Annotated in this window: 26 protein-coding genes and 1 tRNA gene; 12 read left to right on the top strand and 15 right to left on the bottom strand. The window is 66.2% G+C overall.

What is annotated here, in order from left to right; all coding sequences use genetic code 11:
* Nucleotides 1-28: 28 nt before the first annotated feature.
* A complete protein-coding gene (gene mscL / locus AC1DK4_RS08770) occupies nucleotides 29-463 on the bottom strand; it encodes a large conductance mechanosensitive channel protein MscL (RefSeq protein ID WP_441618064.1) in 435 nt (144 codons plus the stop codon).
* A 211-nt stretch (nucleotides 464-674) separates the two neighbouring features.
* Between mscL and petA the strand changes: the two genes are divergently transcribed.
* From petA to AC1DK4_RS08740, 6 genes are all read left to right on the top strand, one after another.
* Entirely contained in the window at nucleotides 675-1,292 is a 618-nt protein-coding gene (petA, locus tag AC1DK4_RS08765; RefSeq protein WP_441618066.1) for a ubiquinol-cytochrome c reductase iron-sulfur subunit, read from the top strand.
* Between the two features lie 2 nt (nucleotides 1,293-1,294).
* Nucleotides 1,295-2,698: a cytochrome b gene (locus AC1DK4_RS08760; protein ID WP_477131477.1), complete on the top strand. Its 1,404-nt coding sequence runs from the start codon at nucleotides 1,295-1,297 to the stop codon at nucleotides 2,696-2,698.
* Nucleotides 2,699-2,735: 37 nt separating this feature from the next.
* Nucleotides 2,736-3,479 carry a cytochrome c1 gene (locus AC1DK4_RS08755; RefSeq protein WP_441618070.1) on the top strand — a complete coding sequence of 248 codons (744 nt, stop codon included), beginning with the start codon at nucleotides 2,736-2,738 and terminating at the stop codon, nucleotides 3,477-3,479.
* 256 nt (nucleotides 3,480-3,735) lie between these two features.
* Nucleotides 3,736-4,347 (top strand): glutathione S-transferase N-terminal domain-containing protein, encoded by a 612-nt coding sequence (locus AC1DK4_RS08750; RefSeq protein WP_441618072.1) that lies wholly within the window; start codon nucleotides 3,736-3,738, stop codon nucleotides 4,345-4,347.
* 69 nt (nucleotides 4,348-4,416) lie between these two features.
* Complete coding sequence (locus AC1DK4_RS08745; protein WP_441618074.1) at nucleotides 4,417-4,914, top strand: ClpXP protease specificity-enhancing factor; 498 nt, start codon at nucleotides 4,417-4,419, stop codon at nucleotides 4,912-4,914.
* Between the two features lie 73 nt (nucleotides 4,915-4,987).
* Nucleotides 4,988-5,063, top strand: a tRNA-Thr gene (locus AC1DK4_RS08740).
* 140 nt (nucleotides 5,064-5,203) lie between these two features.
* Here AC1DK4_RS08740 and AC1DK4_RS08735 read toward each other — a convergent pair.
* Nucleotides 5,204-5,542 (bottom strand): DUF1484 family protein, encoded by a 339-nt coding sequence (locus AC1DK4_RS08735; protein WP_441618076.1) that lies wholly within the window; start codon nucleotides 5,540-5,542, stop codon nucleotides 5,204-5,206.
* Between the two features lie 671 nt (nucleotides 5,543-6,213).
* Here AC1DK4_RS08735 and AC1DK4_RS08730 point away from each other — a divergent pair.
* Complete coding sequence (locus tag AC1DK4_RS08730; RefSeq protein ID WP_441649734.1) at nucleotides 6,214-6,978, top strand: ParA family protein; 765 nt, start codon at nucleotides 6,214-6,216, stop codon at nucleotides 6,976-6,978.
* Between the two features lie 395 nt (nucleotides 6,979-7,373).
* A complete protein-coding gene (locus AC1DK4_RS08725) occupies nucleotides 7,374-8,696 on the top strand; it encodes a PQQ-dependent sugar dehydrogenase (protein ID WP_441618080.1) in 1,323 nt (440 codons plus the stop codon).
* Nucleotides 8,697-8,712: 16 nt separating this feature from the next.
* Here AC1DK4_RS08725 and AC1DK4_RS08720 read toward each other — a convergent pair whose 3' ends face one another.
* From AC1DK4_RS08720 to AC1DK4_RS08675, 10 genes are all read right to left on the bottom strand, one after another.
* Nucleotides 8,713-9,252, bottom strand: coding sequence for an ester cyclase (locus AC1DK4_RS08720; protein WP_441618081.1), 540 nt, complete (start codon nucleotides 9,250-9,252; stop codon nucleotides 8,713-8,715).
* A 162-nt stretch (nucleotides 9,253-9,414) separates the two neighbouring features.
* The gene (locus tag AC1DK4_RS08715) at nucleotides 9,415-9,609 is read right to left on the bottom strand and encodes a hypothetical protein (RefSeq protein WP_441618082.1); all 195 of its coding nucleotides are present in this window, start codon (nucleotides 9,607-9,609) and stop codon (nucleotides 9,415-9,417) included.
* Nucleotides 9,610-9,660: 51 nt separating this feature from the next.
* Nucleotides 9,661-10,155, bottom strand: coding sequence for a M48 metallopeptidase family protein (locus AC1DK4_RS08710; protein ID WP_441618176.1), 495 nt, complete (start codon nucleotides 10,153-10,155; stop codon nucleotides 9,661-9,663).
* 69 nt (nucleotides 10,156-10,224) lie between these two features.
* A complete protein-coding gene (locus AC1DK4_RS08705) occupies nucleotides 10,225-10,443 on the bottom strand; it encodes a hypothetical protein (RefSeq protein WP_441618084.1) in 219 nt (72 codons plus the stop codon).
* Between the two features lie 141 nt (nucleotides 10,444-10,584).
* Entirely contained in the window at nucleotides 10,585-11,460 is an 876-nt protein-coding gene (locus tag AC1DK4_RS08700) for a carbohydrate ABC transporter permease (RefSeq protein WP_441618085.1), read from the bottom strand.
* Nucleotides 11,457-12,356, bottom strand: coding sequence for a carbohydrate ABC transporter permease (locus AC1DK4_RS08695; protein WP_477131490.1), 900 nt, complete (start codon nucleotides 12,354-12,356; stop codon nucleotides 11,457-11,459). Before AC1DK4_RS08695 ends, AC1DK4_RS08700 begins: the two co-directional genes overlap by 4 nt.
* 205 nt (nucleotides 12,357-12,561) lie before the next feature.
* Complete coding sequence (locus tag AC1DK4_RS08690; RefSeq protein WP_441618087.1) at nucleotides 12,562-13,884, bottom strand: ABC transporter substrate-binding protein; 1,323 nt, start codon at nucleotides 13,882-13,884, stop codon at nucleotides 12,562-12,564.
* Nucleotides 13,881-15,053, bottom strand: a complete 1,173-nt coding sequence (locus AC1DK4_RS08685) for an ABC transporter ATP-binding protein (protein WP_441618089.1) — start codon at nucleotides 15,051-15,053, stop codon at nucleotides 13,881-13,883. Before AC1DK4_RS08685 ends, AC1DK4_RS08690 begins: the two co-directional genes overlap by 4 nt.
* Before the next feature lie 49 nt (nucleotides 15,054-15,102).
* Nucleotides 15,103-16,053: a C-terminal binding protein gene (locus AC1DK4_RS08680; protein ID WP_441618091.1), complete on the bottom strand. Its 951-nt coding sequence runs from the start codon at nucleotides 16,051-16,053 to the stop codon at nucleotides 15,103-15,105.
* Between the two features lie 33 nt (nucleotides 16,054-16,086).
* Complete coding sequence (locus AC1DK4_RS08675; RefSeq protein WP_477131489.1) at nucleotides 16,087-17,793, bottom strand: IlvD/Edd family dehydratase; 1,707 nt, start codon at nucleotides 17,791-17,793, stop codon at nucleotides 16,087-16,089.
* A gap of 401 nt (nucleotides 17,794-18,194) precedes the next feature.
* On the opposite strand from AC1DK4_RS08675, the gene AC1DK4_RS08670 reads away from it, so the two are divergent.
* From AC1DK4_RS08670 to ettA, 4 genes are all read left to right on the top strand, one after another.
* Nucleotides 18,195-18,953, top strand: coding sequence for an SDR family NAD(P)-dependent oxidoreductase (locus AC1DK4_RS08670; RefSeq protein WP_441618093.1), 759 nt, complete (start codon nucleotides 18,195-18,197; stop codon nucleotides 18,951-18,953).
* Nucleotides 18,953-20,026 (top strand): Ldh family oxidoreductase, encoded by a 1,074-nt coding sequence (locus tag AC1DK4_RS08665; RefSeq protein ID WP_441649733.1) that lies wholly within the window; start codon nucleotides 18,953-18,955, stop codon nucleotides 20,024-20,026. Before AC1DK4_RS08670 ends, AC1DK4_RS08665 begins: the two co-directional genes overlap by 1 nt.
* Nucleotides 20,027-20,105: 79 nt before the next feature.
* Nucleotides 20,106-20,831, top strand: coding sequence for a FadR/GntR family transcriptional regulator (locus AC1DK4_RS08660; RefSeq protein WP_441618096.1), 726 nt, complete (start codon nucleotides 20,106-20,108; stop codon nucleotides 20,829-20,831).
* Between the two features lie 117 nt (nucleotides 20,832-20,948).
* The gene (gene ettA / locus AC1DK4_RS08655; RefSeq protein WP_441618098.1) at nucleotides 20,949-22,616 is read left to right on the top strand and encodes an energy-dependent translational throttle protein EttA; all 1,668 of its coding nucleotides are present in this window, start codon (nucleotides 20,949-20,951) and stop codon (nucleotides 22,614-22,616) included.
* 144 nt (nucleotides 22,617-22,760) lie between these two features.
* Here ettA and AC1DK4_RS08650 read toward each other — a convergent pair whose 3' ends face one another.
* The 3 genes from AC1DK4_RS08650 to AC1DK4_RS08640 form a co-directional block, all read right to left on the bottom strand.
* Complete coding sequence (locus tag AC1DK4_RS08650; RefSeq protein ID WP_441618100.1) at nucleotides 22,761-23,894, bottom strand: metallophosphoesterase; 1,134 nt, start codon at nucleotides 23,892-23,894, stop codon at nucleotides 22,761-22,763.
* Between the two features lie 293 nt (nucleotides 23,895-24,187).
* Nucleotides 24,188-25,603: an MATE family efflux transporter gene (locus tag AC1DK4_RS08645; protein ID WP_441618102.1), complete on the bottom strand. Its 1,416-nt coding sequence runs from the start codon at nucleotides 25,601-25,603 to the stop codon at nucleotides 24,188-24,190.
* Entirely contained in the window at nucleotides 25,596-26,126 is a 531-nt protein-coding gene (locus AC1DK4_RS08640; protein WP_477131476.1) for a winged helix-turn-helix transcriptional regulator, read from the bottom strand. Before AC1DK4_RS08640 ends, AC1DK4_RS08645 begins: the two co-directional genes overlap by 8 nt.
* Nucleotides 26,127-26,176: the final 50 nt, after the last annotated feature.

Genomic DNA, 26,176 nt, shown 5'->3' with positions numbered 1-26,176 from the left:
ATGCGCCCGCCACCCGGGCCTTGCGCGCTCAGGCCTGGCGCGCCTTCAGGCTGTCGCGGATCTCGCGCAGCAGCACCACGTCTTCCGGCGTGGCCGCAGGCGCTTCCACCTTCGGCTCTTCGGCGCGCAGCTTGTTGATGGCGCGCACCATCATGAAGATGATGAAGGCCAGGATCAGGAAATTGACCAGGATGGTCAGGAAGTTGCCGTAGGCAAAGACCGGCACGCCGGCCTTTTTCAGGGCATCGAGCGTGTGCGGCACGCCCGCGGGCGGATCCGATAGCGCGACGAACATATTGGAGAAGTCGAGCTTGCCGATGATGCGGCCGACCACCGGCATGATCAGGTCGTTCACCACCGAATCGACAATCTTGCCGAACGCCGCGCCGATAATCACGCCCACGGCCAGGTCGATCACATTGCCGCGCATTGCGAAGGTCTTGAACTCCGAGATCATCCCCATGCTTTTCTCCCTCTGTTGCTTGGTTTGAACGGTCGTCAGGACAAAAGCCTGCCGCATCACTGCCCGTAACGCAAGCCTGCAGGCCACATAGCTGATTTCTGTCCGATTATCGCGCGAACGTGAGTAACTCTGCGCCTTTCAATGCCTCATGTGCCTAAGGTACAATTTACGGTTGACGCAAAATCTAATTTGACATCCCCTGGGGTTTGGAATGAGTGACCAGCAAAACGTGAAGAACGTGGATAAGGGTCGCCGCAATTGGTTGATTGCGACGTCAGTCGCTGGCGGCATCGGAGGCGTGGCGGTCGCAGTGCCGTTCGTCAGCACGTTCGCGCCGTCAGAGAAAGCCAAGGCAGCCGGAGCACCAGTCGAGGCTGATATCAGCGCCTTGAAGCCGGGCGAAATGATGACCGTGGAATGGCGTGGCAAGCCTGTCTGGATTCTGAAGCGCACCGAGGAAATGCTCGCGTCGCTCAAGAAGACCGATGCCGAAGTCGCCGACCCCAACTCGGACGTGCCCTTCACCATGAAGACGCCCGAGTACTGCAAGAACGAAACCCGCTCGCGCGCCGACCACAAGGACCTCCTGGTCGTGGTGGGCATCTGCTCCCACCTGGGCTGCTCGCCCTCCGGCCCCTTCGGCGCCGGCTCCAATCCCCAGCTCGGTTCCGACCCCGGATTCCTATGCCCCTGCCACGGTTCGACCTTCGACCTGGCTGGCCGCGTGTTCAAGAACAAGCCGGCCCCGCAAAACCTTGACGTACCCCCCTACCAGTTCCTGTCCGACACGAAGATCGTGATCGGCAAGGATGAAAAAGGAGACGCTTGACCATGGCGGCCGAAAAACAAGTCAAGACGACTGGCCTGCTGGGCTGGATCGACGCACGCTTCCCCGCTACGCAGCTCTGGGAAGACCATCTCTCCAAGTACTACGCACCGAAGAACTTCAACTTCTGGTACTTCTTCGGCTCGCTGGCGCTGCTTGTCCTGGTCATCCAGATCGTCACCGGCATCTTCCTGGTGATGAACTACAAGCCCGACGGCACGCTCAACGCCGCCGGCATTCCCGTGGCCTACGCCAGCGTGGAATACATCATGCGTGAAGTGCCCTGGGGCTGGCTGGTGCGCTACATGCACTCCACCGGCGCCTCGGCCTTCTTCGTGGTCGTGTACCTGCACATGTTCCGCGGCCTGCTCTACGGCTCCTACCGCAAGCCGCGCGAACTGGTCTGGATCTTCGGCTGCCTGATCTTCCTGTGCCTGATGGCCGAAGCCTTCATGGGCTACCTGCTGCCGTGGGGCCAGATGTCGTACTGGGGCGCCCAGGTGATCGTGAACCTGTTCTCGGCGATTCCCGTGATCGGCCAGGACCTGTCGCTGTTCATCCGTGGCGACTACGTCGTCAGCGACGCCACCCTGAACCGCTTCTTCTCCTTCCACGTCATCGCCGTGCCGCTGGTGCTGCTGGGCCTGGTGGTCGCGCACATCATCGCGTTGCACGAAGTGGGCTCGAACAACCCGGACGGCGTCGAGATCAAGGCCAAGAAGGACGAGAACGGCATCCCGCTGGACGGCATCCCGTTCCACCCGTACTACTCGGTGCATGACCTGCTGGGCGTGGGCGGCTTCCTGATGATCTTCTCCGCGGTGATCTTCTTCTTCCCGGAGGTCGGCGGCTACTTCCTGGAGTCGAACAACTTCTTCCCGGCCGATCCGCTCAAGACCCCGCCGCATATCGCGCCGGTCTGGTACTTCACGCCGTTCTATTCGATGCTGCGTGCCACCACCTCGAACTTCCTGCCGATCCTGTGGGTGTTCTTCGCGGTGCTGCTGGGCATGGTGTTCCTGYGCAGCAAGGATGCCCGCATCAAGGTTGGCGCGCTCGCCATCGCCGTGATCCTGGCCGTGGGCTTCTACTTCATCGACGCCAAGTTCTGGGGCGTGCTGGTGATGGGCGGCTCGGTGGTGATCCTGTTCTTCCTGCCGTGGCTGGACCACTCGCCGGTGAAGTCGATCCGCTATCGCCCGGCTTTCCACAAGACCATCCTGAGCGTGTTCGTGGTGGTGTTCATCGTGCTCGGCTACCTGGGTGTCATGCCCCCGTCGCCGGTGGGTGAAAAGGTGTCGCAGCTTGGCACCCTGCTGTACTTCGCCTTCTTCCTGACCATGCCGCTGTGGAGCCGCGTCGGCCAGTTCAAGCCCGTGCCGGAACGCGTGACGTTCCACCCGCACTGAGACCGGACGAACCCCGACAAAAGCACAAGGACACACGATGAAAAAGCTGCTTTCGATTCTCGCGCTGGCCGGCGCCTGCTTTGCCGCCGCGCCCGCCATGGCCAGCGAAGGGGGCTACCCCCTCGAGCCGGCACCCGTGCAGACCAGCGATCTCTCCTCGCTGCAGCGCGGCGCCAAGCTGTTCGTGAACTACTGCCTGAACTGCCACGGCGCGTCCATGATGCGTTACAACCGCCTCAAGGACATCGGCCTGACCGACGACCAGATCCGCCAGAACCTGCTGTTCAGTGGTGACAAGGTCGGCGACATGATGACCATCGCCATGCAGCCGAAGGAAGCCAAGACCTTCTTCGGCGCGGCCCCGCCGGACCTGTCGGTGATCGCCCGCGCCCGCGGCGACGACTGGCTCTACACCTACCTGCGCACCTTCTACCGCGACGACAACCGCGCCACGGGCTGGAACAACCTGGTGTTCCCGAGCGTCGGCATGCCGCACGTACTGTGGGAGCTGCAGGGCCAGCGCGCCGCCAAGTTCGCCGAAGTCGAAGAGCACGGCGAGAAGGTCCACAAGTTCGCCGGCTTCGAGCAGGTCACCCCGGGCAAGCTGAGCACGATCGAGTACGACCAGGCCGTGACCGATCTCGTCGGCTTCCTCGACTGGATGGCCGAGCCCGCCCAGAACCAGCGCAAGCGCCTCGGCGTGTGGGTGCTGATGTTCCTCGGCGTGTTCACCGTCTTTGCCTGGCGCCTGAACGCCTCGTACTGGAAGGACATCAAGTAATCGGCAGTAAAGCCCGAGGGGCGCAAGCCCCGAAGGGGCAGGGGGCTGGCGCGGGCGTCGCGAAACCGACGTTCGCCCCAGCCCTTTTCGCTTGAATGGATCGCTTGCCGATAATGGCAAAAGTGCCATACAAAGCGCATTTACCCGCCAAAATCACGCACAAAAGTGATTTAATATCATCTAATTTGCTTTCTGCATAGCGGTTCTGCCAGAATACCGATCCAGCCAATCGACCCCGCTTCAAAGGAATCCAACCATGATGGTGTTGTATTCGGGCACCACCTGCCCGTTCTCCCAACGTTGCCGCCTCGTCCTGTTCGAAAAGGGCATGGATTTCGAGATCCGTGACGTCGACCTGTTCAACAAGCCGGAAGACATTTCGGTGATGAACCCCTACGGTCAGGTGCCCATCCTGGTCGAGCGCGACCTCATCCTGTACGAGTCGAACATCATCAACGAGTACATCGACGAGCGCTTCCCGCACCCGCAGCTGATGCCGGCCGACCCGGTGCAGCGCGCCCGCGCCCGCCTGTTCCTGTTCAACTTCGAAAAGGAACTCTTCACGCACGTCTACGCCCTCGAAAACGAAAAGGGCAAGGCCGCCGAGAAGAACCACGAGCGTGCCCGCGCCTCCATCCGCGACCGCCTGACCCAGCTCGCGCCGATCTTCGTCAAGAACAAGTACATGCTCGGCGAAGAGTTCTCCATGCTCGACGTCGCCATCGCCCCGCTGCTGTGGCGCCTGGATCATTACGGCATCGAGCTGTCGAAGAACGCCGCGCCGCTGCTGAAGTACGCCGAACGCATTTTCAGCCGCCCGGCCTACATCGAAGCGCTCACCCCGTCGGAAAAGGTGATGCGCCGCTAAACCGGCCCCCCGGCCCGAGGCGCACCGCTTCGGGCCGCCCGGAACGCGCCCCGCGCCACTGGAAGCCCAATGCCTGAAACCTCCACCAAGCCCTACCTGATCCGCGCCATCTACGAGTGGTGCACGGACAACGGCTTCACGCCATACATCGCCGTCTTCGTCGACGCCAACACCAGCGTGCCGCGCGAGTTCGTCAAGAACAACGAAATCGTGCTCAACGTCAGCTTCGACGCCACCAGCGGCCTGGACATGGGCAACGAATGGATCGGCTTCAGCGCGCGCTTCGGCGGCGTCTCCCGCAAGATCGACGTACCCATTGAAAACGTGCTCGCCATCTACGCCCGCGAGAACGGCCAGGGCATGGCCTTCCCGGTGGAGCGCAGCGTGCCCGACACCCAGGCCGCCACGGAACGCGAGAACAACCCGCCACCCAAGCTGTCAACGGTGGAAAGCGAATCCCCGGTCACGGCTGACACTACCGAAGGCCACAACGGCGACGACGAACCCACGCCGCCGCCGGTCTCGCGCATCGGCGCCAAGAAGCCTTCGCTGAAGGTGGTGAAGTAAGTACGGCGCAGGCTGCATCAAGGCATCGTCATTTCGCGCCGCATGCAGTAGAATCGCTGTCTGCACCAAACATGCCGGCTTAGCTCATCAGGTAGAGCAGTTGATTTGTAATCATCAGGTGGCGGGTTCGAGTCCTGCAGCCGGCACCAGAATTTGAAAACGGCCTCCAAGCGATTGGGGGCCGTTTTCGTTTTGCAGGCTCGCGCTCACTTAGGAAGTGCGTGGTCGCCGGGCAAGGTGTTTTTTCAGGGGCTGACCGTTGAGGCATCACCGAGGCATCACCTGGTCCTCAATACATCCCCTGCACGCCATCAACTGCCGAGTCGAGTCGACTCTTTAGCAGCGAGAGCATGCAGTGCAACCCCGAGGGCTCGGCGCATGCCGCATCGTCCTGATCCAGGAGCGTCAACATCAACCGTATTGCCGCGCTGACTTGCAGAAGTCGATCGCATTGCTCAAGGACATTGCCTCGTACTTGCTCCTCGATCGCTATCAACTGACTGACGATCTCGTGGATACGCGTTGCTGCAGAATCCTCTTTCCATAGTGCAAGGCCGTGCAACTCGGCCAACAGGTCACGCTGCATATGCCCGATTGGTGCTAGCGTCGTTTCGGCCTGCTCAGTCATGAGTCCCCTCCTCACGAACTAATGCTTGCAGCGAACAGGATTTGCGTTGGATCTGCGTTTGCTCAGCACGAGCGAAAACAACAGGCATTTGCAGCCTCCTTGGACAGGGTTTCACCCGCCTTCCGCTGCTAAACGGGGTGGGCGGGCACAGGGCGGGTTAGCAGACCGGTGTCCAAGGATGCCGGCGAGCCCGGAGGCTCCCCACCCAGGCCCGCCCATGGTATGGACGTGCGAGGGCATCGCGGACGAAAAGATAGCCGCATGGCGCGGCTGTCCGCCTTGGACGTTTCAGGCTGCTAAACCCGATCACCGTTGTTTCGGCGATGAGTCATTCTTGATGACCCCACCATCCATGTCAATCCAACCGACGACCACGGATACCATATTTAACACCTTGTGTAATATCTATCAAATCCAGCCGTAAAGCCCTGTCCAGCCGGCAATACAAACGAAAGAAGGGCGGGTGAAAAATGGGTCGTCACCAGAAGCAGCCGAAGCTTTCCGGCATTCTGCTGGAGTCGTCCTGGTCCGCAACGAAGTGACGCTGCCGGCCCGCCCACGGAAGCGCGCCCCACAATCAAGTCGAATCTTGATGCTGCAGTGCAGGCACAACGAGCGGCCTGACGGTAAGCTCTTGCCTTCAGTCGGGAGAATTCCACGGGGGAGGGCAAATGCGGCGCGTCGTATTCAATCAGAAGGGCGGTGTTGGGAAGTCGACCATTGTGTGCAACCTGGCGGCAATCAGTGCCAGCGAAGGCTTGCGCACCCTGGTCATCGACCTGGATGTGCAGGGAAATTCCAGCCAGTATCTGCTCGGCAAGCAGGCCGGCGAAGCGACCCCGACGGTGGCGGATTTCTTCGAGACCGCCCTGACCTACAGCTTCAAGCCGGTTGAGTTCTCTTCCTTCGTGCATTCGACACAGTTCGAGAATCTCGACGTGATGCCGGCGCACCCCGATCTCGATGCGCTGCATGGCAAGCTCGAATCGCGCTACAAGATCTACAAGCTGCGCGATGCATTGAACGAGCTGGATACGTACGATGCAATCTATATCGATACGCCGCCGGCACTGAACTTCTACACCCGCTCGGCCCTGATTGCCGTCGAGCGCTGCCTGATTCCATTCGACTGCGACGACTTTTCCCGCCGCGCCCTGTACACGCTGCTGGACAACGTGAAGGAGATCCAGCAGGACCATAATGCGGCGCTGGAAGTGGAGGGGATCGTGATCAATCAGTTTCAGCCGCGCGCCAGCCTGCCCCAGCAGCTGGTGGACGAACTGGTGAGCGAAGGTTTGCCGGTGCTGGGCTCGCGCCTGTCCTCGTCGGTGAAGATCCGCGAATCCCATCAGCACGCCAGGCCGATGATCTACCTGGACCCGCGGCACAAGCTCGCCCAGGAATACGTGGCATTGCATCGCGAACTGGTCGGATAGGGGCAAGCTCCGGCGGCCTGTCTTCTGGTCATGCAATCTGGCTAGCTTAGGCGGGGCAAGTTCACTTGAGCGCTGCCCGGAAGCCGCCCTCAAATCCGTTTCCTCCAAAGCCGCTCACCTGCGCACGCGGGTGCTGCCGGTGGACCTGGATGGCGCGTTCCGCTACGCCTGCGACTGAATGGCGTGGCGCGTGAGGGGCACGCGGTGATGATGCGGCCGCCGTCGTTGTCCTACGCGCGCCTGCGGTTTGGCTGACAGTACGGCCAGTCCGCTGCCCCTATAGTGAATATGGATGCGTCCGCCGGCCCGGCTTTCGCACGGGCCGGCGTGGTTTCGCTATCGCCTGCGGCTTCGCATCGCGGGCGCTCAGTCTTTCCATTGCGGGGTAGCCCATCATGCTTTTGCAGCGCTTGCCGGCCTTGTCCTTGTGCGTATTGATGGTGGCTTGCCTGGCCGCCTGCGGCGATTCGGCAACCTTGCCGGTTTCGGCCGGCACGGGCGTGAATCCAGAGCTGCCGCCGCCCAACAAGACGATGCTGCCCACCGTGAACATCGCGCCCGCCCGGGGCTGGGTGGATGGCGCAAAGCCGGTCGCTGCGCAGGGCATGGCCACGGTGGCGTTCGCCGACAAGCTCGATCATCCGCGCTGGCTCTACGTGCTGCCGAACGGCGATGTGCTGGTGGCGGAAACCAACGCACCGCCCAAGCCGGATGACGCGAGGGGCGTCAGGGGCTGGGTGATGACGCAGGTGATGAAACGCGCGGGCGCGGGCGTGCCCAGCGCCAACCGCATCACGCTGCTGCGCGATACCAATGGCGATGGCGTGGCCGATACGCGCTCGGTCTTTCTCAAGGACCTGAATTCGCCGTTCGGCATGGTGCTGGTCGGCAACGATTTCTACGTGGCCGATACCGACGCGGTGCTGCGCTTTCCCTATCAGCAGGGCCAGACCGAAATCACCGCGCCCGGCGTCAAGGTGGTGGACCTTCCGGCTGGCCCGATCAACCATCACTGGACCAAGAACGTCATCGCCGGCAAGGACGGCAGCAAGCTGTATGTCACGGTGGGCTCAAACAGCAATGTGGGCGAGAACGGCATCGACGTGGAGGAGGGGCGCGCCGCCATCTGGGAGGTCGATCCCGGGACCGGCGCGCACCGCGTCTTCGCCAGCGGCCTGCGCAACCCGAATGGCATGGCGTGGGAGCCGGTCAGCGGCGCGTTATGGACTTCGGTGAACGAGCGCGACGAAATCGGCAGCGACCTGGTGCCGGACTACATCACCTCGGTGAAGGACGGCGCGTTCTACGGTTGGCCATTCAGTTACTACGGCCAGCATGTAGACGTCCGCGTAAAGCCGCCGCGGCCGGAGATGGTAGCCAGGGCCATCGCGCCCGACTACGCCGTCGGCCCGCACACGGCATCGCTCGGCCTGGCCTCGTCTGTCGGCAATACGCTGCCGGCGCGGTTCAGGGACGGCATGTTCGTCGGCCAGCACGGTTCGTGGAACCGCAAGCCGCATAGCGGCTACAAGGTGATCTTCGTGCCGTTCTCCGGCGGCAGGCCGGCCGGCGCGCCGGTCGACGTGCTGACGGGCTTCCTCACCAAGGACGGCGATGCGCAAGGACGGCCCGTTGGCGTTGCTATCGACAAGGGCGGCGCGTTGCTGGTGGCGGACGATGTGGGCAACGTCGTGTGGCGGGTATCGGCGGCGAAGTAGCCGCCCGAAGTCACCACTACTGGTTCACGCCCATCTGCTTGAGCAGCGTGAGGTTGTCCTCCAGATGCCAGTTCTCCACGATCTTGCCGCCAGCCACGCGGTACAGGTCGAAGGCCTGGAAGTCGATTGCCTGGCCTTGTCCCTTGGCGTTGCCGAACTGCCCGGTGAAATGCCCGCGAAAGCGCAGGTGCACCGCGGCGCGGTCGCCGGCGATCACTACGTCTTCCATCTGCGCGCTCAGGTCCGGCACGGCGGTGCGGAATCCCTTCGACGCCTGCAGCGGCCCCGGCAATCCCTGCTCGCGGCCGGGCGGTAGCGTGCGGTCGGTAAAGCCGGGGTCGAGCGCGAGCCTGGCGTAGCGCTCGTCGCCGGTGTTCCAGAAGGTGGCGTAGCGGCGCGCGGCCAGCAGCACGGCGGCGTTGGCTGGCTGCCTGGCGGCTTCGGCCACGTGCTGCGGACGAACGAGTTCATCGGCCTGCTTGGCGGCGGTGGCGTTCTGTGAGAGCGAGAGCAATGCGGCGGTGGCCAGCGCGGCGGCGAGGAGGGTGGTTTTCATCGGAGGTCTCCGTGTCGGTGAATGCGATGGCGCGGTTGGTGTTGTCCTCACTATAGAATTCAATCTGAAATTGATAAACATAGTCATATCGCTATCAATTTCAAATCATGTTTGTTAATTGGGTCGGCCTGTGGCGCATGCCAGGCCGGCGTCCGCAAAGTCTCAGGTCAGCGTGAGATAGCCGCCATCGGCGCCGACGACCTTGCGCAGTACCTTGACGAATGCCGTGGCGGCAGCGCTGTCGGGCTGGCCATGGCGCCGGTGCAGGCCGCGATGGCGGACCTTGTGCTGGCGCGTCTTGCCGCGCTGGTGGAAGCGGCTGCGCCCGCGGGCGAGGTGCAGGTGTGCATGCGGCACCGGGTGGCGGCGCAGGGAAGCTACTGCAAGACAGCGGCCGTGGCCGGCTAGTTAGTCTTGCGCGGGCTCCAGCTCCCGCCATGCCAGGAACAGCCGCGTGTCGAACTCGAGCTGGTGGTAGGCCGGCTCCATGTATTCGCAGAGCCGGTAGAACGCCTTGTCGTGATCGCTTTCCTTCAGGTGCGCGAGCTCGTGCACCACGATCATGCGCAGGAACTCCGGCGGCGCTTGCCTGAATACCGAAGCCACGCGGATTTCCTTCTTGGCCTTGAGCTTGCCTCCCTGCACGCGCGAAATCGCGGTGTGCAGGCCGAGCGCGCGGTGCACCGTGTCGATCTTGGCGTCGAAGGCCACCTTGTGCAGCGGCGGCGCGCTGCGCAGGAAGTCCTGCTTCAGCTCACCGGTGTATTCGTACAGCGCGCGGTCCGTCTGTATGGCGTGGCGTTCGGGATATTTCTTGCTCAGGTGATCGCCGAGCCGGTTGGCTGCCACCATCTGGCGCACCTGTTCGAGCACGTCCGGCGGATAGCCGCCGAGAAAGCGCAGCGGATCCTTGGCGCCGGGGCGCCAGGTATTGCCGGCGAAGGCGGGGCTGCTGCCTTGGCTCACCGTGGCTTAGTGATGGTGGTGATGGTGGTGGCTGATCTCGCCGGTCGCCACGAAAGCCTGGACGGCGTCCTGCTCTCCGGTAGCGTGGCGCATCAGTTCGCCGCATTTGCACCAGCCCTGGTAGGGCTGGAGATGCGAGCAGGCCGACGTTTTCTGCAGAAACAGCGTGACGGGCTTGGTGCACTTGGTGCACTTGAAGGTAAGCGTGCGGGCGGGTTTGCTCATCGGGCGGGGTGGCGAAGCGGTTGCCTGGGGGCAACGGTGTCAAATGGCGCCGCGGCGTGCGCGGCAGGGCAGGCCGCATTTTAGCCTGCCCGGTGCGATTGCGTGCCATTGCCTGCCATTGCCTGCCACTGCCACCCGCGCCTATTCCTTGACCGCCCCGGTCATGCCCGACACGTAGTACTCGACAAAGAAGGAATACACCAGCGCCACCGGCAGCGAACCCAGCAGGGCGCCCGCCATCAGCGCGCCCCAGTGGTAGACATCGCCCTCGATCAGCTCGGTGACGATTCCCACCGGCACCGTCTTCACCTCGGACGAGGAAATGAAGGTCAGCGCGTAGATGAACTCGTTCCACGACAGCGTGAAGGCGAAGATGCCGGCCGAGATCAGGCCCGGCACCGCCAACGGCAGGATGATCTTGACCAGTATCTCCCAGCGCGTGGCGCCGTCGATCAGCGCGCATTCTTCCAGCTCATAGGGGATCGAGCGGAAGTAGCCCATCAGCAGCCAGGTGCAGAACGGGATCAGGAAGGTCGGATAGGTCAGGATCAGTGCCCAGCGCGTATCGAACAGGCCGAGCTGGAACACGATCGACGCCAGCGGGATGAACAGGATCGAGGGCGGGATCAGGTAGGCCAGGAAGATGGCCAGGCCGACCTGCTTGGCGCCCTGGAAGCGCAGCCGCTCGATGGCGTAGGCGGCCAGCACGCTGGCCGCCAGCGAGGCGAAGGTGGAAACCGTGGAGACGATCACGGTGTTGAGCAGCCAGGCCGGATACGGCGTGTTGAACAGCAGCTTCTTGAAGTGCGCCAGGGTTGGCGCGATCACCAGGAACGGGTTGGCGGTGCCCATCAGCAGTTCGCCGTCCGGCTTGAAGGCGGTGATGGCCATCCAGTAGAAGGGGAACAGCAGCACGAAGACGAAGATGCCCAGCGGGATGTAGATCGTCACCCAGCGCCGCGGGAGCGACTGCAGGTAGTCCATGCCCTGTTGCTCGGGCGCGGTGGTCGCTTTCATTTGTCGCCTCCCTGTTGCCAGCCGCGCCGTTGCAGGCCGAAGTAAGAAAACAGGATCGCCGCCAGCAGGARGGGCACCATCATGGTGGCGATCGCCGCGCCTTCGCCCAGCGAGCCGCCCGAGATCGCGCGCTGGAAGGACAGCGTGGCCATCAGGTGGGTGGCGTTGAGCGGGCCGCCGCGCGTGAGCACATAGATCAGCTGGAAATCGGTGAAGGTAAACAGCACCGAGAAGGTCATCACCACCGCGATGATCGGCGTGAGCAGCGGCAGCGTGACATAGCGGAATTGCTGCCAGGGTGTGACGCCGTCGATCGATGCCGCCTCGTACAGCGTGGGCGAGATGGTCTGCAGCCCGGCCAGCAGCGAGATGGCGACGAAGGGAATGCCGCGCCACACATTGGCGGCGATGGTGGAGAAGCGGGCCAGCCAGGGATCGCCCAGGAAGTCGATATAGCGGTCGATCAGGCCGAGCTTGACCAGGGTCCAGCTGATGACGGAGAACTGGGCATCGTAGATCCACCAGAAGGCCAGCGCGGACAGCGCCGTCGGCACGATCCACGGCAGCAGCACGATGGCGCGGAAAAAGGACTTGAACGGCAGGTTCTTGTTGAGCAGCAGCGCCAGCCACAGGCCCAGCACGAACTTCAGCACGCTCGCCACCACGGTGTAGAAGATCGTGTTGAACAGCGCCAGCTGCGTGAGCGAGTCGCCAACCAGGTAGTCGTAGTTGGCCAGGCCGATCCATTCGCCGGCGCCGCCGATCTTGGTGTCGGTGAAGCCGAGCCAGACGCCAAGCCCGAGCGGATAAGTCAGGAAGAGCAGCAGCAACAGCCCGGTCGGCAGCATGAACAGCATGCCGAGCGCATGCCGGTGGTTCATCAGCCTGGACAGCATGGGTGCGCGCGGCGGTGGCCGCCGTGGCGTGGCAATTGCCTTGTCGATGCCTTGTTCCATCGGAGCTCCTTGTCCCAGGGGCCTGGTTTCATGTGGCCGCCGCTTGCCCGGCGTGCCCAGCTGCACGCTGCCTCGCTCCCTCCCCCGCGCGGCGGGGGGCGGGAGCTAGCCACGGGCGATGCCGCGCGGCAAGCGCCGGCGAGCGCTAGGCCTTGTAGTAGCGCGTGGCACGCTGCGCCGCGCGCGCCGCTGCCTCCTTGGGGGTCTTGGAGCCGCTGGCTGCCTCGGCCACCATGTCGACCACGATGTAGTCCGCCATGGATGCCGCCGAGGCGGTGCCGAGCGGGCCCGCGTGGCCGTTGTCGAGCATCAGCGCGGCGGAGTCGCGATAGACGGTGTGCTTGGGGTCGACGGTCCAGATCGGATTGGCCTCGTAAGCCTTGAGCGGCTGGCTGACGTAGCCGATGGCGGCCTCCATCCACGGGTTGTACTGTTCCGGCTCCATCATGAACTGCAGGTAGGCCTTCGCCGCGTTCGGGTACTTGGAGTACTTGAACAGCATCATCTGCGTGATCTGCATCAGCTCGGTGGGTTTGCCGGAGTTGCCGATGGGGAAGTGCGCATGCTGGATGTCCTGCGCCATCTCCTGCAACTTGGGCTCCTTGGAATTCTTGGCCGCGTAGTAGACCGAGATGCCGTTGGCGGTCAGGCTGACCTGCCCGTCGAGGAAGGCCTTGTTGTTCGACGGATCCTGCCATGACAGCGTGCCGGGCACGAAGGTGGCGTAGAGCTGCTTGGCGTATTCCAGCGCGGCCCAGGTCTCGGGCGAATTGACCACCACCTTGCCTTTGGTGTCGACCAGCATGCCGCCGTGCGACCACAGCAGCCAGTGCGCCCAGTTGTTGCCGTCGCCGACCGCCTTGCCGAGCGCGAAGCCGCAGGGCGTGCCCTTGGCCTTGAGGCCCTGGCAGAGCTTGAGGAAACCGGCGGTGTCCTTGGGAATGGTGTCGAAGCCGGCAGCCTTGACGTGGCTCTCGCGATAGACCAGCGCATTGCCGACCACGCCCAGCGGCAGGCCGATCCATTTGCCGTTATGGGTGCCGTACTTGCGGCACACGTCGTACCAGCCGCCATACTTGCCGCCCAGGTAGCCGGCAAGGTCGGACAGGTCGACCAGCTTGTCGGGGTACTGCTGCGGGTCGTCGAACCAGCCGACGATGATGTCCGGGCCGCTGCCCACGCTGGCCGCCACCGCGGCCTTGGGCCGCACGTCTTCCCAGCCTTCGTTGTCGACGCGTACCTCGATGCCGGTCAGCTCGGTGAATTTCTTCGTGTTGGCGTTCCACAGGTCTTCGTCGCCCTGCACGAAGCGCTTCCAGCGCAGTACGCGCAGCTTGGCGCCGGCTTCCGGCTTGTACTGCAACGGCGCCGGGGCGGCGAAGGCATGTCCGCCCAGCGCCGTGGTGGCAGCCACGGCAGCCGTGGATGCCAGGAAATCGCGTCTGGTGAAGCGGGTCGTCGTGCTCATTGCTTTGTCTCCTCCGTGGTCAGGGGTTCTGCCCCGTGCTGGTCATGCCTGTTTCCCTGGTCGCCCGCCGGCGGCGGCGCGTCGTACCGCAACAGCGCCTGGCCCGAATCGGCATCGAACAGGTGGGTGTGCTGGTGGTCGGGTACCAGGTGCAGGATGTCGCCCGCGGCAAAGTTGTGGCGCTCGCGGAAGATCGAAATGAACTCGGTCTCGCAGAAGCGCGAGTAGACCTCGGTGTTGGCACCGGTGGGCTCCACCACCGCGACGCGGCTTGGCAGGCCCTGGCCGGGCGGGCCCAGGTCCAGGTGCTCCGGACGCACGCCGTAGATCACGCGCTGGCCGTCGGTGCCGGCGCTGTTGTCCAGGCGCGCGGGAGCGGGCACGCGGCTGCCGTCGGCAAACTCGACCGTGGCCGTGCCGCCCTGGCGGCGCAGTGTGCCTGGCACGAAGTTCATCGCCGGCGAGCCGATGAAGCCGGCCACGAAGAGATTGTCGGGCCGGTCGTAGAGCTCAAGCGGCTTGCCGCGCTGCTCCACGCGGCCGTCGCGCATCACCACGATCTGGTCGGCCATGGTCATGGCCTCGATCTGGTCGTGCGTCACGTAGACCGAGGTGGTGCGCAGGCGCTGGTGCAGCTCCTTGATCTCCGCGCGCATCTGCACGCGCAGCTTGGCGTCGAGGTTGGAGAGCGGCTCGTCGAACAGGAACACCTGCGGGTCGCGCACGATCGCACGCCCCATCGCCACCCGCTGGCGCTGGCCTCCCGAGAGCTGGCGGGGATAGCGCTCCAGCAGCGCGCCCAGGCCGAGGATGGCGCAGGCCTTGTCCACCTTCTGCTTGATCTCCTCGCGCGGCGCCTTGGCCAGCTTGAGCGAGAAGGCCATGTTGTCGTAGACCGTCATATGCGGGTAGAGCGCATAGTTCTGGAACACCATGGCGATGTCGCGCTCCTTGGGCGGCAACTGGTTGACCACCCGGTCCCCGATGGCGATCTCGCCGGTCGTGATCTCCTCCAGGCCCGCGATCATGCGCAGCAAGGTGGACTTGCCGCATCCGGACGGCCCGACCAGCACGGTGAACTGGCCATCGGGAATGTCGATGTCCACGCCGCGGATGACCTGGGTGCCGCCAAAGACCTTCTCGACGCCTCGAATCTGTACCGATGCCATGCCTCGTGTCTCCGGTTACCGCTCTTGTCGGGGCCTGCCTGCAGCCCAGCTAGCTGCCTGCCACCACCACATAGGTCGGGCGGCCGCGCACGGCCCAGTCGACCAGGTTCTGCGCGGCCTTGCGCCGCAATTCCTTTTCCGCCACCGTCGAGTAGAAGGCCGCATGCGGCGACAGCACGACGCGCGGATGGCGCAGCAGGCGTGCGTCGGCGGCCGGTTCGACCGGCAGCACATCCAGTGCGGCGCCGTCGAGCCGGCCCGAGTCCAGCGCCGCCAGCAAGTCGTCGATGTCGACCACGGGCCCGCGCGCGGTATTCACCAGCACGCCGCCGGGCTGCATGCGATCGAGCAGCGCGGCGCCCACCATGCCGCGCGTTTCATCGTTCAGCGGCACGTGCAGCGAGATGGCGTGGGCCTGCGCGAACAGGGTCTCCTGGTCCACGCGCTGTACATAGGGCGGGAAGTCGCCGTCGATCAGGTAGGGGTCGCATGCGATCACGCGGGCAAAGCTGTTGCGGCCGATATGCGCCATGCGCTTGCCGATGCGGCCAAGGCCCAGGATGCCCAGCGTCATGTCGCCGACCCGCCGTAGCTCGCCGGCGCTGCCGAAATGCCAGGTGCCGGCCTTGACGTCGCGGTCGTAGAAGGGAATGTGCCGCAGCAGCGACAGCATCATCGCCAGCGCATGGGTGGCCACCTCGCCCACGCCATAGTCCGGCGAGTTGCCGACCCATATGCCGTGCGCGCGCGCGTCCGCGGTGTTCACCGTATCGAAGCCGGCGCCGTAGCGGCTCACCACGCGGATCTCCGGGCGCGCGGCGAACACCCGTGCATTGACCGGCGCGTATTGCACCAGCAGGCCCTGGCAGCCCGCCGCGGCGTCGATCACATCCTGCTCGCTGCGGCACTGCGCGGTGACGACCTCGATGCCGGCGTCGCGGTAGAGCGCCTGTTCGAGATCCACATCCGGGAAATCGTAGTCCGTGATCAGGATTTTCATCGTTGTGCTCGCTCGCGTCTCGGTGGCGATGCCTCAGTGATTGTCCTTGGGCACGCCGGCCCCGCTCCTGCCCACCAGGAAGTCGAGGTCGGCGCCCAGGTTGGCCTGCTGCACGTGCTCGACGTAGAGCCGGGTCCAGCCGCGCGTCATCGGCAGCGGGGGCGCTTGCCAGGCTGCACGCCGGCGCGCCAGCTCTTCATCGCCGACATGCAGGTGCAGCTTGCGCGCGGCCACGTCGAGCTCCACCAGGTCGCCGTCCTGCACCAGTGCGAGCGGGCCGCCGGCCGCGGCCTCGGGGGCCACGTGCAGCACCACCGTGCCGTAGGCGGTGCCGCTCATGCGCGCGTCGGAGACCCGCACCATGTCGGTGATGCCCTTGCRCAGCAGCTTGGGCGGCAGCGGCATGTTGCCGGCCTCGGCCATGCCGGGGTAGCCGCGCGGGCCGCAGTTCTTCAGCACCAGCACGCAGTTTTCGTCGACGTCGAGGGTTTCGTCRTCGAGCCGCTGGTGCATATGCTCGCTGTCCTCGAACACCACCGCGCGGCCGGTGTGCCTGAGCAGCGCCGGCGTGGCGGCGCTGGGCTTGATGACCGCGCCATCGGGGCACAGGTTGCCGTGCAGCACGGCAATGCCGGCACTGGGCTTGAAGGGCGCATCAAAGGCGAGGATGACCTCGCGGTTCCAGTTGGGCGCGTCCTTGCAGTTGTCCCACAGCGTCTTGCCGTTGACTGTCAGCGTGTCGCGCGCGAGCACCGGTCCCAGTTCGCGGATTACCGCCGGCAGGCCGCCGGCATAGTAGAAATCCTCCATCAGGTGGCGCCCGGACGGTTGCAGGTCGAGCAGGCATGGCAGCTCATGCCCGATGCTGTCCCAGTCGTCCAGGCCGAGCTGGACGCCGATGCGTCCGGCAATGGCCAGCAAGTGGATCACGGCGTTGGTCGAGCCGCCGATGGCGGCGTTGACGCGGATCGCATTCTCGAAGGCCGGGCGCGTCAGGATCTGCGACATCACCAGGTTGTCCCTGACCATCTCGACGATGCGCCGGCCCGAGGCGCGCGCCAGCACGTTGCGGCGCCCGTCCACGGCGGGAATCGCGGCGTTGCCGGGCAAGCTCATGCCGAGGGCCTCGACCATGCTGGCCATGGTCGAGGCGGTGCCCATGGTCATGCAGTGGCCATGCGAACGGTGCATGCAGCTCTCGGCCTCGAAGAAGTCTTCCTGCGACATCTGGCCGGCCCGCACCWCTTCCGACATCTTCCAGACATCGGTGCCRGAGCCGAGCTCGCCGCCGCGGAACTTGCCGCTGAGCATCGGGCCGCCCGAGACGCCGATGGTGGGCAGGTCGCAGGAGGCCGCGCCCATCATCAGCGCCGGCGTGGTCTTGTCGCAGCCCATCAGCAGCACCACGCCATCGATGGGGTTGCCGCGGATGGATTCCTCCACGTCCATGCTGGCGAGGTTGCGGAACAGCATCGCGGTCGGGCGCAGCATGGTCTCGCCCAGCGACATCACCGGGAACTCGAGCGGGAAACCGCCGGCTTCCCACACGCCGATCTTGACCTGCTCGGCCAGCGTGCGGAAATGCGAGTTGCAGGGCGTGAGCTCGGAGTAGGTGTTGCAGATGCCGATGACGGGGCGGCCGTCGAACTGATCGTGGGGGATGCCGCGGTTCTTCAGCCACGAGCGGTAGATGAATCCGTCGCGGTCTAGGCGGCCGAACCAGGCCTGGCTGCGGCGCATCGGGGGTTTCGGGGGCGCCGGCGGCTTTTCGTCGTTCACTCGGGTCTCCTGCGTTCTGCGGCACCCGCGCAGCAACGACAAGCGCCTTGCTGTCGTGACTGCCGATGCCTGCTTTTATTGTGCAATGCAGATACGGATGCGCACGACAGCCGCTGCCTTGCGGCTGCGCATGCCGAGTGAGCGCAGTCTAGTTCAGGAGCTTCAACAGGTAAACTGGTATTACCAATGACGCGCGTCGGGAGCGGCGACGCAATCGGGGCGGCGGCCCGAATTGCACCTGGACTTTCGCCGATGTGCTGCCTAGAATCCAGCGGACCTTCCGCGCACTGGCCAACTGGTCAAACCAATCTGGCCGCGCGAGCCGCCCTTGGCGCAACCCAGGGTAATCCAGGAGGAACGACGTGCCGGAGCGCAATCGATACGATTTTTCAGGTCGTCACGCGGTCGTCACCGGTGGCGCGGCGGGCATCGGGCTGGCTGTCGCGCAGCGCCTTGCCGAAGGCGGCGCCAGCATCAGCCTGTGGGACAGCAATGCCGCGGCGCTGGAGGCGGCGGGCGCGGCCTTCGGCAAGGCACGGCCTCATCTGCTCTGCGTCGACGTGGCGAAGGCGGACCAGGTCGACGCAGCGCGCGATGCCACGCTGCGCGCGGCGGGCGCCGTCGATATCCTGGTCACCAGCGCCGGCATCACCGGCGCCAACACCACCACCTGGGAGTATCCGGTGGAGGAGTGGGACCGCGTCATGGAGATCAACCTGCGCGGCACCTTCCTGTGCTGCCGTGCGCTGGCGCCGCAGATGCGCGCGCGCGGCTACGGGCGCATCGTCACCATCGCCTCGGTGGCGGGCAAGGAGGGCAACCCCAATGCCTCGGCTTACAGTGCATCCAAGGCCGGCGTCATGGCGTTGACCAAATCGCTGGGCAAGGAACTGGCGCAGAGCGGCGTCACCGTGAACTGCATCACGCCGGCGGCGGTGCAGACCGGCATGTTCGCGCAGATGACGCAGCAGCATATCGACTACATGCTGTCCAGGATCCCCATGGGCCGCTTCGGCAAGGTGGAGGAGCTGGCGGCACTGGTGTCCTGGCTGGCATCGTCCGAGTGTTCCTTCTCGACCGGCGCCGTGTTCGACATCTCCGGCGGCCGGGCCACTTACTGATGAACGCCTCCGAACGCTACAACCCGTCCGCGCTCACCGGCTTCGCCAGCGCGCTGCTGCGCGCCGCGGGCATGGAGGCCGCACCGGCCCAGGCCGTGGCCGAGGTGCTGGTCGACGGTGACCTGCTGGGCCACGATACCCACGGGCTGGCCCTGCTGGCGCCCTACCTGAAGGAAATCGAAAACGGCACCATGGCCGGCGGCGGCATGGCCGAGACACTGGCGGACCGCGGCCCTTCGCTGCTGTGGGACGGGCGGCGCCTGCCGGGGCCGTGGCTGGTCACGCAGGGCATCGATGCGCTGGTGCCACGCGCGCGCCAGTACGGCAGCGCCACCCTGGTGATCCGGCGCAGCCACCATATCGCCTGCCTGGCCAGCTACCTGCTGCGTGCCACTGGCCAGGGCTTCATGATGCTGCTCTCCAGTTCCGATCCGTCGGTGCAGAGCGTGGCGCCGCACGGCGGCACGCGCGCCGTGTTCACGCCCAACCCGATCGCCGCCGGCATTCCAACGTCCACCACGCCCTTCCTGGTGGATATCTCGGCTTCGCTCGTCACCAATGGCATGAGCGCGCGCCTGCATCAGGCCGGCCAGCAATACGAGCAGGCCTGCATGCTCGATGCGCAGGGCCATGCCAGCCGCGACCCGGCCGTGCTCGCGGCAAGTCCGCCCGGCACCATCCTGCCGCTGGGCGGGCTGGAGGCGGGGCACAAGGGATTCGGCCTGGCCTTGCTGGTCGAGGCGCTGACCGGCGCGCTGGCCGGCCGCGGCCGCGCCGACGACGCCGCGCGCGGCGATGGCTGGGGCGCCACGGTGTTTATCGCGCTCTATGACCCCGATGCCTTTGGCGGACTGGCGGATTTCCTGCGCCAGGCCGACTGGATCGGCGAAGCCTGCCGGCGCAACCCGCCGCGCCCCGGCGTGGCCGCCGTGCGCATGCCGGGCGATCGCGGTCTGGCGCTGCGCGAACGCCAGCTGCGCGAGGGCGTGCTGCTGTATCCGACCATTGCCCCCGCGCTGCGGGCCTGCGCGGCCCGCCACGGGGTGCCGTTCCCCGCGCCGCTGGCTGGCTGAAGGGCGCCGGCCGGAGGGAACCGCCAGCGTATAATCCGCGCCCTGATGCTTCGTCCCAGGCCACCCGGTCCGCTTGTCCATGCCTATCCAATCGATCGAACCGCAACGGCTCTACCGCCAGATCAGCAACCAGCTGCGTGCGCTCATCCTGGCAGGCGAGTTCCCCGTGGGCTCGCGCCTGCCGGCCGAGCGGGACCTGTCGGTGCAGCTCGGCGTGAGCCGCCCGTCGTTGCGCGAAGCGCTGATCGCGCTCGAGGTCGAAGGCTATATCGAAGTGCGAATGGGCTCGGGCATCTATGTCTGCGCGCCGCCGTCGCCCGCCAATGGCGGCTTTGACCTGTCCGGCGAGGAAGGSCCGCTCGAACTGATCCGCGCGCGCGCGCTGGTCGAGGGCGAGGTCGCCGCGCTGGCCGCGCGCACGGGGCGCAAGGCCCAGTTCGATGCGATCGAGCGGGCGATCGAGCAGATGGCGGAGGATGCCGCCGCCGGCATCAAGCCGCTCGACGCCGACCGCCTGTTCCATGTGCGGGTGGCTGAAGCCACCGGCAACAGCGTGCTGGCGGGCGTGGTCCGGCGGCTGTTCGATTTGCGCCTGGGCGCGCTGTTCGATCAGTTGCACAGCCACTTCGAGACGCCCGAGGTGTGGGCCCAGGCGATCGCCGAGCACCGCGAAGTGCTGGCGGCGCTGCGCGGCAAGGACCCCGAACTGGCACGCGCGGCCATGCAGCGGCATATGGATATCGCCTACCGCCGCCTGACCTCCAGCCTGACCCGCGCGCGCCGGCGCGCGCGACCCGCGCCCTGACGGCCGCGCCACGGGCCTGAAAAACGGCCCGAAAAGACCGTCATGGCCGTCCCGGCGGGCCGGGGCCGGAGCGGCTTTGCTACACTTGACCGGTTATCTCAATTCCATCGGATTCGCATGGCACAGTACGTATTCACGATGAACCGCGTGGGCAAGATCGTTCCGCCCAAGCGTCACATCCTCAAGGACATCTCGCTGTCCTTCTTCCCGGGCGCCAAGATCGGCGTGCTGGGCCTGAACGGCTCGGGCAAGTCGACCGTGCTGAAGATCATGGCGGGCATCGACAAGGAGATCGAGGGCGAAGCCACGCCCATGCCCAACCTGAATATCGGCTACCTGCCGCAGGAGCCGCAGCTCGACCCCGAGCAGACCGTGCGCGAGTCCGTGGAAGCGGCGCTGGGCGGCGTGTTCGAAGCGCGCAAGAAGCTCGACGAGATCTATGCCGCATATGCCGAGCCGGACGCGGATTTCGACGCGCTGGCCGCCGAGCAGGCCAAGTACGAAGCCATTCTCTCGGCCAGCGACGGCAACAACGCTGAGCTGCAGCTGGAGATCGCCGCCGACGCGCTGCGCCTGCCGGCATGGGACGCCAAGGTGGGCAACCTGTCCGGCGGCGAAAAGCGCCGCGTGGCGCTGTGCCGCCTGCTGCTCTCGCGCCCCGACATGCTGCTGCTCGACGAACCCACCAACCACCTGGATGCGGAATCGGTGGACTGGCTGGAACAGTTCCTCACGCGCTTCCCCGGCACCGTGGTGGCGGTGACCCACGATCGCTACTTCCTCGACAACGCGGCTGAGTGGATCCTGGAACTGGACCGCGGCCACGGCATTCCCTGGAAGGGCAACTACAGCTCCTGGCTGGACCAGAAGGAAGCGCGCCTGAAGCAGGAAGAGTCGAGCGAGTCGGCCCGCCAGAAAGCGCTGCACAAGGAACTGGAGTGGGTACGCCAGAACCCGAAGGGCCGCCAGGCCAAGTCCAAGGCGCGTCTGGCCCGCTTCGACGAACTGAACAGCCAGGAATACCAGAAGCGCAACGAAACCCAGGAAATCTTCATCCCGGCGGGTGAGCGCCTGGGCAACGAGGTGATCGAGTTCAACGGCGTGAGCAAGGCCTACGGCGACCGCCTGCTGATCGACGACCTCAGCTTCAAGGTGCCGCCCGGCGCCATCGTCGGCATCATCGGCCCGAACGGCGCCGGCAAGTCGACCTTCTTCCGCATGCTGACCGGCAAGGAAACGCCGGACAGCGGCGAGATCAAGGTCGGCCCGACCGTGAAGCTGGCCTACGTGGACCAGAGCCGCGACGCGCTGGACGGCAGCAAGACCGTGTTCGAGGAAATCTCCGGCGGCGCCGACGTGCTTACCGTGGGCCGCTATGAAACGCCGTCGCGCGCCTATATCGGCCGCTTCAACTTCAAGGGCTCGGACCAGCAGAAGCACGTGGGCACGCTCTCCGGTGGTGAGCGCGGCCGCCTGCACCTGGCCAAGACGCTGATCGCCGGCGGCAACGTGCTGCTGCTCGACGAACCGTCCAACGACCTCGACGTGGAAACCCTGCGCGCGCTCGAAGACGCACTGCTGGAATTCGCCGGCTGCGTGATGGTGATTTCCCACGACCGCTGGTTCCTGGACCGCATCGCCACCCACATCCTGGCCTTCGAAGGCGAGTCGCACGTGGAGTTCTTCCCCGGCAACTACCAGGAATACGAGGCGGACAAGAAGCGCCGCCTGGGCGAGGAAGGCGCCAAGCCCAAGCGTATCCGCTACAAGCCGATCGCACGCTGAGACTGGCGTATCGAAGGCACGGCTGTCGCCCCGCTCCGATAAACGGGAGCGGGGCGACAGCCATCGACAAGCCACCGTCGCCGCAAGCACAAAGGCCTCGCACAATGCGAGGCCTTTTTCGTTTCTTCGATTGCCCGGCCGCGCCTACTTGCGCACCAGCCGCAGCCGCGTGATCTCCGACGGCGCGCCGAAGCGCTTGGGCGGCCCCCAGTAGCCGGTACCCCGGCTCACATAGACCCACATCGCCTCATGGCGCTTGAGCCCGGCAACGTAAGGCTGCTGCATCGGCACGAACAGCGTCCAGGGCCAGAACTGCCCGCCGTGGGTATGGCCGGACAACTGCAGGTCGAAGCCCGCGTCGGAGGCGGCCTGCGCGGTGCGCGGCTGGTGCGCCAGCAGCACGCGCGCAGCGGCCACGGCCGGGGCGCCGGCCAGCGCGCGAGCCGGGTCGCTGCGATGGCTTTCATCGAAGCGGTGGGCGGTATAGTCGGTCACGCCGGCCAGCACCAGGGCCTCTTCGTCCTGCCCGATCACCACGTGTTCATTCATCAGCACGCGCAGGCCCAGCCGGCGCAGTTCGGCGATCCAGGGATCGGCGCCGGCGTAGTACTCGTGGTTGCCGGTGACGAAGTAGGTGCCGTGGCGCGCGCGCAGGCTGCCCAGCGGCGCGGTGTGCGCCGCCAGCTCGCGCACGGTGCCGTCGACCAGGTCGCCGGTGATGGCGATGGCGTCCGGATTCAGGCCGTTGACGCGCGCCACGATGCGCTCCAGGTAGGGGCGCTTGATGGTGGGACCGACGTGGATGTCACTGATCTGCACGATGGTGAAATCGTGCAGCGCGTCGGGCAGCCCGGCGATGGGCACCTCCACGTCCACCACCTGCGCCAGCCGGCGTGCGTTGAAGAAGCCCAGCGCCGTGACCACCAGCGCCAGCACCGGCACCGCGGCGGCCGTGCGCGGCAGCAGCCAGGCAGGGTGCCAGCCGGTGACGGCGCTGGCCAGCAGCAGCACGTCGCGCGCCAGCGTCAGCACCAGCAGCGAGGAGAAGAAGCCCATCGCCAGCATGCCCACCCAGGTGAGCGCGTCGGACCAGGGCTGGTCCAGGCGCCGCGCCAGCAGGCCGGCGGGAATGAGGGGCCAGGACAGCGCCAGCCAGGCTACGGCCAGCGCCTTGAAGGCGAAGGCCACCGGCAGGTCGGGCAGCAGGCGCAGGCCGATATAGCCATGCAGCAAGCCGACCACGAGGGCGGCCACGAAAACGGTGGTGCGAGGGGGCATGCCACCTCCAGGGAGTGAGAGGCGGATCCGGCGCATGCCGGGTCCGGGGAGCCGCTGCGCGCATTGCCGGGCCGCCTTGGCGGGCATCAGTGCCGCCATCGGCGCCGTCATCGCCATGCCCGGTCCGTGCCGTCGCAGTGCGCCGCGCGCGAACTCACTAGGTGAGGCTGGGCGAGCGCAGATTCAAGGGCGAGCCGGGAATTGTCCACATCGTGCGCCGCGCCGGCCCGCTTGCCGAATGCCCCCGCATCGCCTGCAAGAAAAAGCCTGAATGGCCCGGCGCGGCGCGCCATTCAGCGCGGCGCCCAGCTCCCGCCGCGCACGCCGAAGGCGGTGACCACGCCGTAGGCGCTGATGCCCAGCGCCACCCCAAGAAAGTGCCCGTCCAGCCCCATGCCGGCCATGTTGGCCAGCACCCAGCCGCCGCCGGCGGCCAGCGCGATGCGCGAGACCCCGGCCGCCACCGGCCAGCCCATGCGGCCCGCGCCCATCGAAGCGAAGTACAGCGCCATGCCCAGGCCGAAGCCGCCGAAGGCCGGCGCCACCCAGGACAAGGCCCGCGCGGCGATGCCCGCGACTTCGGCATCCCTGGTGAAGAGCCCGGCAAAGGCGGCCGGCGCCAGCCCCACCGCAGCCCCCACCGCGCCGGCCACCGCCAGCGCCAGCAAGGCTCCGGCCCATGCGGTGCGGCGCGCGGTGGTCCAGTCGTTCGCGCCCACTGCGCGGCCCACCAGCGCGGTCAGCGCGGAGCCCACGCCAAAGGCCAGCGGAATCATCAGGAACTCGAGCCGCGCGGAGATGCCGTAGGCGGCCACCGCCGCGGTGCCGTAGTGACGCAATTGCGCCGTCACCAGGATGGTGGTCAGGTTGGCGACCGAGGCCAGCAGGCAGGCCACCAGCCCCACCGACAGGATGCGACCGAACAGCGCACGCGACGGGCGCACGCGCAGCGTGGGCGCGAAGCCCGCACCGCCGCGCAGCACCACGGCGGCCATCGCCAGGGCCGCTGCCCACGACACCGTGGCCAGCGCCGCGCCGATGCCCGCCAGGCCCATGCCGGCCGGCTCCGCCAGCGCCCAGGCCAGCACCGGGAAGGCGATCCACATCAGCGACAGCACGCGCGCCGCCAGCGCATGGCGGCCACCGCCGCGCAGCACCGAGGCCAGCGTGTTGGCCAGCCAGGCCGGCACGGCGCCGGCGCCGAACAGCCAGATCGCGTAGGTGGCGGCCGCGTCGGCGGCGGTCTGCCCGGCCACCGCGCCGAGGATGCCGCGCGGAAAACCGGCCAGCGTCACGGCGAACACCAGGCCCGCGGTGAGCGCGATGATCAGCGCATGCAGTACCAGCGAGGAAGCCTCGTCGCGCTTGCCCGCGCCGAGCGCGCGCGCGATGGCGGCGACCACGCCGCCGCCCATGGCGCCGGTGGACATCTGCTGCAGCAACAGCGCGAAGGGCAGCACCACTGCCCAGCCGGCCAGTGCCGCCGTGCCCTGGCGCGCCGCCAGCCAGGTTTCGATCAGTTGCGCGGTGGCCTGCAGGAGGGCGATCAGGCTGGTGGGCGCGGCCAGCACCAGGATACGGCGCGTCAACTCGCGCAACGGCGGTTGCAGGGCGGGCGCGCCGGCAGCCGCGACGGATGCGGCTGATGCGGCGGATGCGGCGGATGCGAGTACCGCTGCAGCCAGCGGGTTGGCTTGCGCTTCACGCATCGCCGGCCACCGTTGCGCTCGTCTGCGCTTCGCCCTTCGCGTGGTCCGCCTCGCCGAAGCGGCGGCGCAGGTAGCCGTTGGCGGCCGGGCCAGGCGCCACGCGAAGATCGTCCAGCGTCAGCGCGCGGCCATCGGCGYGCGTCAGCGCATGCGCCTTGATCTCCTCACCGGTGTGCTTGTCCAGCAACAAGGTCATCGGGCCGCGCTCGTCGTTCATCCAGCGGTCGGCCCAGGCCTTGAGCGCCACGAATGCCGGGAAGAAGTCACGGCCCTTCGCGCTCAGGCGGTACATGTGCCGCGTGCTGTCGGGCACAGGCACACGCTCGAGCATGTCGTGCTCGACCAGCGTCTTCAGGCGTGCGCTCAGGATGTTGGGCGCAATGCCCAGGTGCCGCTGGAATTCGTCGAAACGCGTGCTGCCGTAGTACGCCTCGCGCAGCAAGAGAATGGCCCAGCGCTCGCCCAGCACCGCCATCGAGCGGGCAATCGGGCAAGGCATGCTGGCAAAGTCTGTGTGTCCCATATTCCTTGTCTTCTCCATGCGGCTTGCGGGTCGGCGGGATCGGATCCGCA

The organism is Cupriavidus sp. 05N38 (assembly GCF_056397345.1).
This window is presented reverse-complemented; position numbering and strand designations above follow the sequence as displayed.

What these genes read in the sequence shown, in the direction of transcription:
- AC1DK4_RS08745 (WP_441618074.1), top strand. Translation starts at nt 4,417, where the DNA reads ATGCCTGAAACCTCCACCAAGCCCTACCTGATCCGCGCCATCTACGAG.
- AC1DK4_RS08720 (WP_441618081.1), bottom strand. Translation starts at nt 9,252, where the DNA reads ATGAAAACCACCCTCCTCGCCGCCGCGCTGGCCACCGCCGCATTGCTC.
- AC1DK4_RS08645 (WP_441618102.1), bottom strand. Translation starts at nt 25,603, where the DNA reads ATGCGTGAAGCGCAAGCCAACCCGCTGGCTGCAGCGGTACTCGCATCC.
- AC1DK4_RS08750 (WP_441618072.1), top strand. Translation starts at nt 3,736, where the DNA reads ATGATGGTGTTGTATTCGGGCACCACCTGCCCGTTCTCCCAACGTTGC.
- AC1DK4_RS08680 (WP_441618091.1), bottom strand. Translation starts at nt 16,053, where the DNA reads ATGAAAATCCTGATCACGGACTACGATTTCCCGGATGTGGATCTCGAA.
- AC1DK4_RS08725 (WP_441618080.1), top strand. Translation starts at nt 7,374, where the DNA reads ATGCTTTTGCAGCGCTTGCCGGCCTTGTCCTTGTGCGTATTGATGGTG.
- AC1DK4_RS08690 (WP_441618087.1), bottom strand. Translation starts at nt 13,884, where the DNA reads ATGAGCACGACGACCCGCTTCACCAGACGCGATTTCCTGGCATCCACG.
- petA (WP_441618066.1), top strand. Translation starts at nt 675, where the DNA reads ATGAGTGACCAGCAAAACGTGAAGAACGTGGATAAGGGTCGCCGCAAT.
- AC1DK4_RS08705 (WP_441618084.1), bottom strand. Translation starts at nt 10,443, where the DNA reads ATGAGCAAACCCGCCCGCACGCTTACCTTCAAGTGCACCAAGTGCACC.
- AC1DK4_RS08755 (WP_441618070.1), top strand. Translation starts at nt 2,736, where the DNA reads ATGAAAAAGCTGCTTTCGATTCTCGCGCTGGCCGGCGCCTGCTTTGCC.
- AC1DK4_RS08730 (WP_441649734.1), top strand. Translation starts at nt 6,214, where the DNA reads ATGCGGCGCGTCGTATTCAATCAGAAGGGCGGTGTTGGGAAGTCGACC.
- AC1DK4_RS08650 (WP_441618100.1), bottom strand. Translation starts at nt 23,894, where the DNA reads ATGCCCCCTCGCACCACCGTTTTCGTGGCCGCCCTCGTGGTCGGCTTG.
- mscL (WP_441618064.1), bottom strand. Translation starts at nt 463, where the DNA reads ATGGGGATGATCTCGGAGTTCAAGACCTTCGCAATGCGCGGCAATGTG.
- AC1DK4_RS08700 (WP_441618085.1), bottom strand. Translation starts at nt 11,460, where the DNA reads ATGAAAGCGACCACCGCGCCCGAGCAACAGGGCATGGACTACCTGCAG.
- AC1DK4_RS08685 (WP_441618089.1), bottom strand. Translation starts at nt 15,053, where the DNA reads ATGGCATCGGTACAGATTCGAGGCGTCGAGAAGGTCTTTGGCGGCACC.
- AC1DK4_RS08735 (WP_441618076.1), bottom strand. Translation starts at nt 5,542, where the DNA reads ATGACTGAGCAGGCCGAAACGACGCTAGCACCAATCGGGCATATGCAG.
- AC1DK4_RS08665 (WP_441649733.1), top strand. Translation starts at nt 18,953, where the DNA reads ATGAACGCCTCCGAACGCTACAACCCGTCCGCGCTCACCGGCTTCGCC.
- ettA (WP_441618098.1), top strand. Translation starts at nt 20,949, where the DNA reads ATGGCACAGTACGTATTCACGATGAACCGCGTGGGCAAGATCGTTCCG.